The organism is Streptomyces sp. NPDC059224, assembly GCF_042754285.1.
Lineage (GTDB): Bacteria > Actinomycetota > Actinomycetes > Streptomycetales > Streptomycetaceae > Streptomyces.
The window spans coordinates 39038-45037 of record NZ_JBHZAN010000059.1 but is presented as its reverse complement, the minus strand read 5'-3'; the positions used below and the strand labels follow the sequence as shown (position 1 = coordinate 45037).

The following is a 6000-nucleotide window of genomic DNA, read 5'->3' as shown; positions in this document are numbered from 1 at the left end:
GCCGGGCCTGCCGGTCCTCAGGGTGAGACGGGGACTGCCGGTCCCGCCGGGCCTGCCGGTCCCCAGGGTGCGACCGGGACTACCGGTCCTCAGGGTGCGACCGGGACCGCCGGGCCTGCCGGTCCTCAGGGCGAGACCGGGACCGCCGGGCCTGCCGGTCCTCAGGGTGAGACGGGGACTGCCGGTCCCGCCGGGCCTGCCGGTCCTCAGGGTGAGACGGGGACTGCCGGTCCCGCCGGACCTGCTGGTCCCCAGGGTGCGACCGGGACTACCGGTCCTCAGGGCGAGACCGGGACCACCGGACCCGCCGGACCTACCGGTCCTCAGGGCGAGACCGGGACCGCCGGGCCTGCCGGTCCTCAGGGCGAGACCGGGACCGCCGGACCTCAAGGGCCCTCCGGCACCGCCGACGTCACTCCCGTATTCGGAGAGACGACGACGCTCGGACCGGGGGCGACGACGGCTGTGGTCGCTTTCTGTCCGGTTGGTCAGAAGGCAATTTCCGGTGGTTGGTTGGCGGGCGACGAGGTCATCCCCGTTGGTAGTTTTCGGACTACGAGCTCGAATCCCGACGACAGTTGGACCGTCAATTTCCACAACGCCTCGACCACCCAGGAGTACTCCGTTACTCCCATTGCCTATTGTGTGCCGTGACGGCGCAGCGATACCGCGGCGCCCGGATCACCTCCACACGGTCCTGCCGGTCAGCGCGAGGGCCGACCAGGGCCCGGCGCGGGCCTTGGCGTACAGCGACGGCCACAGCGCCTGAGCGCCGGGACTGCAGGCGGTCACCAGGCCCCGTCGTCCCGGTTCCTCGCCTCGCTGGGCGAGGAACCGGGCGAAACCCCGGTCGGCGCGGGCCAGCAGGGCCGGGGAGGGGACGCCGTAGCGGGTCGGCTGGAGGACGCGGCCCTGCCCCTGCCGAAACCTCATCCGCTCTGATGGGAGGCAGTGCCTGGGGTAGTCGGGATCTCGAGCGCGGGCGTCGAATGCGTGGTCTCGCGCGGCTGGTGATCGCTCCGGCACGATGGTCGATCATGCTGCTGCGACTGACCTACCTGACCGCGACGAACGCGTTCGCAATGCTCCGCCTGCTGCCGGTGAGCGGAGCGGGACAAGGACGCGGAAATCCTCACCCTGCGCCATCAGATCACGGTGCAGGAACGCCAACTCGGCAACGATAGAGCGCGGTTCTCCCCGAGCGACCGTGCGTTCCTGGCGGCGTTGCTCCACCGATTTCCGGTGGAGGCGCTGCGCAGGGTGCGGTTGGTGGTCCGGCCGGACACGGTGCTCCGCTGGCACCGAGACCTGGTGGCACGCCGACACGCCGCCACATCCCGGGCGAAGCGCCCGCGACGGCCGCGGACCGTGCGTTCCATCCGCGCCCTGGTCCTGCGCCTCGCGCGGAGAACCCCAGATGGGGATACCGCCGCATCCACGGTGAACTCCTCGTTCTCGGGCTCAAGGTGACCGCCTTCACCGTCTGGGAAATCCTCAAGGAGACCGGAATCGACGCGGCGCCCGAACGGGCCTCCAGCACCTGGACGGGCTTCCTTCACTCCAAGCCGACGCCTTGCTGGCATGCGACCTCCTGGAGACGGTCACCCTGTCCAGGGCGCGGCTGCATGTGTTCGCGGTAATCGAACACGCCAGCCGCCGGATCCGGATCTTCGGCGCCCCGCACACCCGACCGCCACATGGGTGACACAAGCCGCGTCATGGACCTCGAAGACGCCGGCTGCCGAGCCCGGTTCATGATTTGTGACCGCGACGGGAAGTTCCCCGCCCTGTTCGACACCGTCCTGAACGACGCGGGGATCGAAGTCGTGCTCAACGGCCTACGGACGCCGCGGATGAACTCGGTCATGGAAAGGTGGGTGCAGCCCTGCCGACGCGAACTGCTGGACCTCACCTTGATATGGAACCAGCGGCACCCGCTCCACGCATTACGGGAGTTCGAAGACTTCCACAACACCCGCCGGCCCCATCAGGGATCGCCAACGTCCGACCGCTGCACCCGGTGCCGGTGCCGATCAACGATCCGTAGCAGATAACCCACCTCGACGTCCGAAGACGGGAACGACTCGGCGGCATCCGCGCCACGAGTACCAACATACCGCCTGAGCTGGGCGGATGAGGTTTTCGGCAGGAGCAACGTCAGGAGCACGATGAGCCGGTCATGGGTGGGGGTCGACAGCGGCAAGGGCCACCATCACGGCGTCGCCCTGGATGCGGACGGCAAGACGCTGCTGTCGCGACGGGTCGCAGACGACGAGCCGGAGCCGCTGCAGCCGATCGGCGATGTCCTGGACCTGGCCGACGACGGTGAGGGCACCTGGGCGATCGACATGACCGGTGGGGAACCCGCGCTGCTGCTGGCCCTGCTCGTCGGCCACGGCCGGCAGGTCCTCTACATGCCCGGCCGACTGGTCAATCGGGCGTCCGACGGTTACCGCGGCGAGGGCAAGACGGACGCCCGTGCGCCTACGTCATCGCCGTCAGGCCCGGATGTGCCGCGACCTGCGGCCGTCCGTCCCGGCGACGAAGCGGCCATCGAGTTCAAGCTCCTGACCGGCCGCCGGGCCGACCTCGTCGAGGACCGCACCCGCGCGGTCAACCGCCTGTGCGGCACCCTGCTGAGCATGTTCCCGGCCCTGGAGCGGGCCCTGGACATGGCCGACACCGGCCCGCTCAGGACGCTGACGGGCTACCAGACTCCGGCCGCGGTCCGCCGGACCGGTGTCAGGTGGCTGACGAAGTGGCTGGCCAACCGCAAGATCCGCAGCGCCAGGTCCCTGGGCGAAGCGGCCGTCGAGGCCGCTGAGCGACCGCTGTCCCGGGGGAGAAGACCATCGCCAAGCTGGTCCACACTCCGGCCGAGGAGGTGATGGCCCTCAACGAGCAGATCGCCGGGATGGACAAGCTCATCGGGGGCCGGTCTCGTGAGCACGAGCTTGCCGACATCGTCCTGAGCGTCTCCGGCATCGGCACGACCCTTGGTGCCGAGTTCCCTGCTGCCGTCGGCGGCAGCCTGGATGAGTCCGACTCCCCGGACGCCCTGGCCGCCTTCGCCGGCGTCGCCCCAGCACCACCCGATTCGGGCAAGATCTGCGGCAACCTCCACCGTCCGCTCGCCTACCACCGCAGACTCCAGCGGGTCTTCTACACGTCCGCGCTGATCAGCGTCCGCTACGACCCGAACTCGCGGCAGTTCTACGATTGCGAACGCGCCGAAGGCAAGAAGCACGTCCAGGCCGTGCTCGCCCTCGCGCGCCGACGCGTCAATGTCATCTGGACTCTCATCCGTGACCGACGGTGCTACGAAGTGACACCACCGGTGACGATGGGCGCTTGACAACACCATTAAGAAGCAAGGATGCCTCGGCCGCTCAGATGCCGGGGGGCGCGGTCCGGGTGTAGGTCAGTCCCGCGCTGGTGCCGCCGGGGCTGATGACGGTGACCTGGACGGTTCCCGCCGATCCGGGAGGGGCGGTGGCGGTGATCTGTGTGGGGGACACGATCGTGAACGCAGTTGCTGTGGTGCCGAAGCGGACTGTTGTCACGTCGCCGAGGTTGGTTCCGGTGAGTGTCACGGTCGTGCCCTCCGTGGATGGTCCTTGATTGGGCGACAGGCTCGTCAGGGTGGGCAGCGCGACGTATTGGAAGGCCACACCTCCCCCGGTGCCGCCTGGGGTGATGACCGTGATCTGGGCGAACCCCGTGGATCCGGGAGGGGCGGTGGCGGTGATCTGTGTGGCCGACACGACCGAGAACGCAGCCGCTGTGGCACCGAAACGGACGGTCGTGGCGTTGAGCAGGTTGGTTCCGGTGAGTGTCACCGTGGTGCCGCCCTCGGTGGGTCCTTGGCCGGGAGACACGGCTGTCACGGTCGGCAGCGCGACGTAGTAGTAGGCCAGCCCTGCGCTGGTGCCGCCGGGGCTGGTGACGGTGACCTGGGCAGGTCCCGGTGTTCCGGCAGGGGCCGAGGGGGCGACGGAGCTGATCTGCGTGGCGGACAGGACCGAGAACGCCGCCGTTACAGTGCCGAAGCGCACTGTTGTCGCTGGGCTGAAGTTGGTCCCCGTGAGTGTTACCAGGGTGCCGCCCATCATGGGTCCTTGGCCGGGAGACACGGCTGTCACGGTCGGCAACGCGACGTAGGAGTAGCCCAGCCCACCGCTGGTGCCGCCGGGGCTGATGACGGTGACCTGGACGGTTCCCGCCGATCCGGGAGGGGCGGTGGCGGTGATCTGTGTGGGGGACACGATCGTGAACGCAGTTGCTGTGGTGCCGAAGCGGACTGTTGTCACGTCGCCGAGGTTGGTTCCGGTGAGTGTCACCGTGGTGCCGCCCGCGGTCGGTCCTTGATTGGGAGACAGGCCCGTCAGGGCAGGTGTCGTCATGGTGCCTCTTCGCAGCGGTGGACGGATACGGCCATAAGGGGTGGGGCACGGTGACGGCCCGGGCGCCTTCCGGGGTGCCCGGGCCGCCTGCTTACCCGGCATGCGCCGGGTAAGAGCGTCAATCAGATGCCGGGGCCCGCCACCGCCTGTCACCACCCATCACGCAGGCTCCGACCAGACCGGGAGGACGCTCGCGGTCTGGTCGGGACTGGTCAGGCGGGTCGAACCCCCGGCCCGGGATGACTTCCGGACCGGGGGCTTGGGGGCGGGCGCGGCACCCTGTGTGGTCAGCGCGTCCGCCCCGGGGTGGGACGACGGTCGCCGGCTGTGGCCGGCCCGCCCCTGAGGGGCGGTCAGATGCCGGGACCTGTGACGTAGGTGTACCCGTCCGTGGCAGTCGCGCTGCCCGCGTCGTTGGTCACGACGACGTCGACGGCACCGGCCGCCCCGGGGGGCGTGACGGCCGACACCGCGGTGTCGGAGAGCACGGTGAAGGGTGCCGGGTTCCCGTCGAAGGTGACCTCGCTCGTGCTGGTGAGACCGGTGCCGGCCACGGTCACGGTCGTGCCGCCCGTCGTCGGCCCCGACGCGGGGGTGACCGTCGTGACCGTCGGGGCGGCGACGTAGGTGTACGAGAGCCCGTTGTTGGTGCCGCCCGCCGTGGTGACGCTGACTCCCACCGAGCCTGCGGCGCCGGCCGGTGCGGCGACCGTGATCTGGCCATCGGACACGATCGTCGGGACCGCCGTGTTGGCGCCGAAGGCGACGCTGCTGGCAGTGGACAGGCCGGTGCCGTTGATGGTCACGATCCCGCCGCCTGCCGTGGACCCTGAGGCCGGACTGAGGGACTGCTTGAAGGGCGCTCCGACGTAGTAGAAGGGAAGGGGGTTGCTCGTCCCTCCGGGGGTGGTCACGGTGACGCCGACCGACCCGTTGCCGGACGGGGAGACTGCGGTGACCTGGGTGGGCGAGACGTTGGTGACGGCGGTGGCGGACCGGGTACCGAAGCGCACGGCGGTGGTGCCGCTGAGGCCGGTGCCGGTGATGGTGACGAGTGTGCCGCCGCCACTTGATCCTTGGTTCGGACTGATTGGCATGAGAGGTTCCTCCTCACCCGCAATGCGGTACATTGCGAGCAGTGATGGGACGTTCGGTTTCGGGTTCGCGTGCGTCTCGAGTGATTGCGACTCGGCTCGCTTGTCCACTGGCCAGGTCGTAGTTCGATGACCCTGCGCAGCTGCTGGCTTGGCGGTATCGGCCGTCTGCCTGATACGCAGGGCCATCGACGAACACCGTTGATCCGGCGCCGGATCAACGACTCGCTCGCATCCGCTCGAAGAGTCGTACAGCCATCGAAGCGGACACTCCGATTAACCCATTCGGGTGGCATGTCCACAAGCTCTCTGACAAGATGCCAGCCATTCAGTCGAGCGCTCGGTGGGTACATGCGGAGCATTATCGGCGCACATGTGAATAGCTGTTAGTAATATCTGCAGAACGGGAATTGGCCCGGTCTGCCCCAGCGGTGCCTGCGGTCCGCTCGCCTCGAAGTATGGGGGCCTCCCACTGCGGGGCGTGCCGATGTGCAACAGAAATC

5 protein-coding genes and 1 pseudogene are annotated in these 6000 nt (G+C 69.0%); 3 read left to right on the top strand and 3 right to left on the bottom strand.

Annotated features, from left to right (window positions below; genetic code table 11):
* Positions 1-681: 681 nt before the first annotated feature.
* On the bottom strand, positions 682-933 hold the full coding sequence (locus ACFXI4_RS41065) for a hypothetical protein (RefSeq protein WP_385001741.1): 252 nt from the start codon (positions 931-933) through the stop codon (positions 682-684).
* Positions 934-1037: 104 nt separating this feature from the next.
* On the opposite strand from ACFXI4_RS41065, the pseudogene ACFXI4_RS41060 reads away from it, so the two are divergent.
* The 3 genes and pseudogenes from ACFXI4_RS41060 (at position 1038) to ACFXI4_RS41050 (ending at position 3355) form a co-directional block, all read left to right on the top strand.
* Positions 1038-2124: pseudogene (locus tag ACFXI4_RS41060) on the top strand (integrase).
* A 44-nt stretch (positions 2125-2168) separates the two neighbouring features.
* Positions 2169-2888 (top strand): IS110 family transposase, encoded by a 720-nt coding sequence (locus ACFXI4_RS41055; RefSeq protein WP_385001738.1) that lies wholly within the window; start codon positions 2169-2171, stop codon positions 2886-2888.
* Positions 2888-3355 carry a transposase gene (locus ACFXI4_RS41050; RefSeq protein WP_385001735.1) on the top strand — a complete coding sequence of 156 codons (468 nt, stop codon included), beginning with the start codon at positions 2888-2890 and terminating at the stop codon, positions 3353-3355. The genes ACFXI4_RS41055 and ACFXI4_RS41050 overlap by 1 nt, the downstream gene beginning before the upstream one ends.
* A gap of 34 nt (positions 3356-3389) precedes the next feature.
* On the opposite strand, the gene ACFXI4_RS41045 is transcribed toward ACFXI4_RS41050, so the two are convergent.
* Together ACFXI4_RS41045 and ACFXI4_RS41040 are read right to left on the bottom strand one after the other, a co-directional pair.
* Entirely contained in the window at positions 3390-4403 is a 1014-nt protein-coding gene (locus ACFXI4_RS41045) for an IPT/TIG domain-containing protein (protein ID WP_385001732.1), read from the bottom strand.
* Positions 4404-4756: 353 nt separating this feature from the next.
* Entirely contained in the window at positions 4757-5500 is a 744-nt protein-coding gene (locus tag ACFXI4_RS41040) for an IPT/TIG domain-containing protein (protein ID WP_385001729.1), read from the bottom strand.
* Between the last annotated feature and the right edge of the window lie 500 nt (positions 5501-6000).